The 414-nt window shown below is 44.9% G+C and carries 1 rRNA gene; it reads left to right on the top strand.

Annotated features, from left to right (window positions below):
* Nucleotides 1-307 precede the first annotated feature (307 nt).
* A 23S ribosomal RNA gene (locus M3610_RS27565) occupies nt 308-414 on the top strand; the annotation flags it as partial.

Genomic DNA, 414 nt, shown 5'->3' with positions numbered 1-414 from the left:
AAAAGCGGAGGCGACTGTTCAACTTCGACAGACGTTGGAGAGCCGGCACTGCAAATCCCGGTTTTGGATTTGCGGGGACGGATCGAAACGGCCGAGAAGTTAGGAGCCGAAGCTAGACAAGCTGGACCTGTGAGCCAGACAAAACAGTTTGTACACGATCTTTGTTGTTTAGTTTTGAGAGTGCAATTTCTCTCAAACCATTCGTTCTTTGAAAACTAGATAATCGTAATGAAGAAGCAAAGTAAACATCGAGTAATCGCCATTTTAGTTTTTCTCTCTTATTTAGTTAAGAGTTATAAACCTTTTAGGTTAAGTTAGAAAGGGCGCACGGTGAATGCCTTGGCACTAGGAGCCGATGAAGGACGGGACTAACACCGATATGCTTCGGGGAGCTGTAAGTAAGCTTTGATCCGG

Source organism: Neobacillus sp. MER 74 (assembly GCF_023714155.1).
Note: the sequence above shows the minus strand (reverse complement) of the source record. Positions and strands in the feature narration are given on the sequence as shown.